Origin of the sequence: Bradyrhizobium sp. SHOUNA76 (genome assembly GCF_023006445.1) — a bacterium.
Taxonomy (GTDB): Bacteria; Pseudomonadota; Alphaproteobacteria; order Rhizobiales; family Xanthobacteraceae; genus Bradyrhizobium.
The window spans coordinates 1-1,748 of the sequence record NZ_JALBHA010000816.1 but is presented as its reverse complement, the minus strand read 5'-3'; the positions used below and the strand labels follow the sequence as shown (position 1 = coordinate 1,748).

Below are 1,748 nucleotides of genomic sequence, written 5' to 3'. Positions count from 1 at the left end.
CCGAGCTTCTTCGACAGTCCGTCGGCGATGATGCGCGACAGCGTGTCGGCCGCGCCGCCGGCGGCAAAGCCGTGCAGCAGGCGGATCGGGCGCGACGGATAAGTGTCCGCCGACGCCGGCCCGGTTGCGAGAAAACCGCCAAGCAGAAAAATGGCCGCAGCAAGCCGCTTCATCCGACGCATGGATGCATCCTCCCTTCGATCATTATGTCTTTGGCCGCAGCACGTGCGGCGTTCTTCAACTCGTAGTCCGCTCGCCTAACGAGCGAACTCCGTGCATTCAGGCGATGGCGGCATGCCCCAGACGTCGCGCGGCAGCCCAACCCAGACCTTCGGCCGCTGCGGACGATCGCGATGCCACGGGCGCGGCTCGAAATAGCCGAGCTCCTCGTCCACCATCCGGTCGAGGTCGTGAAACAGTTCGACCAGGTGCCCGTCGGGATTGCGGTGATAGATCGCGGTGTTGTGGCCGGGGCCGTGACGCACCGGGCCCCAGAGCACCGAGAGCTTGTGCCGCGCGAGATGATCGCAGGCCCGATGCATGTGGTCGGGGCCGCGCAGCTCGAAGGCAAGGTGATGAAGACCGCGCACCGGCGCGCGAGCGAAGTTGAGCGTGTGGTGCTCGAAGCCGCTGCGCATGAAGACGAAGCGATCCTCGATCCAGTCGGAGACCCGCAAGCCCGTCACGTTGGCGTAGAACTCCGAAGCGGCTTTCGGATCGGGCGTGCGAAGGGCGACATGGCCAAGCTTGCTGACGGCGAGCCCGCCGATCCGCTCCTGCGCGGGCGTCGGCGTCCAGCCCTGGATCAACTCGAAGCGTGTCCCTTCGGGATCGATGAAGGACAGCAGCCTGGAGACGCCAGGCAGGGAATCGCTCCGAAACTCGGGCCGCAGATCAGCCCGCTTCAGTGCGGCGCCCAGCGCTTCGATCTCAACATCAGGCGATATCTCGAAGGCGATGCTGTTCAGCGCCGGATCGCCGGGCTCGATCACCAGCGAGAGCTGCTCGGAATCGCTGGCGAGGAAGATGCGTTTTCCATCGCGGCCGGCCAGGCCAAGTCCGATCACGCCGCGGTAGTAATCCAGCAGCCGCTCCGGATCGGGCGAGGCGAAGGTCGCGTGCCGCAGCCGGGTGAGGCGTGCAATGGGTGCTTGTGTGCTCATCGTGCGGTCCATCCCCTCATGGAATCATGATGATCTTGCCGAGCGCAGAGCCCTGCTCCAGCAGCGTATGCGCTTTCCTGACTTCGTCGAGCTTCAGGACCGCCGAGATCGCCGGCTTGATCGCGTTGCGGCTCAGCGCCTCGATCACGCTGCGCATCAGGGCACGGCGGCCGTCGCGATCATGGTCGTAGATATGGAAGGAGAAGCAGCGCACGGCCGGGCAGATGTCGAGATGGTTGCGCATCGCCGCCATCAAGTTCTCTTCCGGCAATCCGGCGAACGCGTTGTAGGACAGCAGGGTGCCCCATTTGCCGAGTGCGCCCAGATAGCCGGTGAACTCCGGCCCGCAGACGTGATCGAGCACGAGGCCGACGCCCTCGCCGCCCGTCAGCTCGCGGGTACGCGCCACCACATCTTCGCTCCGGTAGAAGATGACATGATCGGCGCCGTTCGCTTTCGCGAACGCGGCCTTCTCCTCGGTCGAGACTGTGCCGATGACGGTCATCCCTGCAAGCTTGGCCAGTTGCACCAGCGCGGTGCCGACGCCGCCGGCGGCGCCGATCACCAGCACGCTTGCCGGCGCGC

2 protein-coding genes and 1 pseudogene are annotated in these 1,748 nt (G+C 65.8%); all 3 read right to left on the bottom strand.

Annotated features, from left to right (window positions below; translation table 11 throughout):
- A pseudogene (locus MOV74_RS37470) lies at positions 1-182 on the bottom strand (tripartite tricarboxylate transporter substrate binding protein); the annotation flags it as partial.
- Between the two features lie 75 nt (positions 183-257).
- Entirely contained in the window at positions 258-1,163 is a 906-nt protein-coding gene (locus MOV74_RS37465; RefSeq protein WP_246932469.1) for a VOC family protein, read from the bottom strand.
- Between the two features lie 16 nt (positions 1,164-1,179).
- A partial coding sequence (locus tag MOV74_RS37460) for a zinc-binding dehydrogenase (protein WP_246932467.1) occupies positions 1,180-1,748 on the bottom strand: 569 nt, incomplete at its 5' end.

Excerpts from the sequence above, each read along its gene's own strand:
- MOV74_RS37465 (WP_246932469.1), bottom strand. The coding sequence starts at position 1,163 with ATGAGCACACAAGCACCCATTGCACGCCTCACCCGGCTGCGGCACGCG.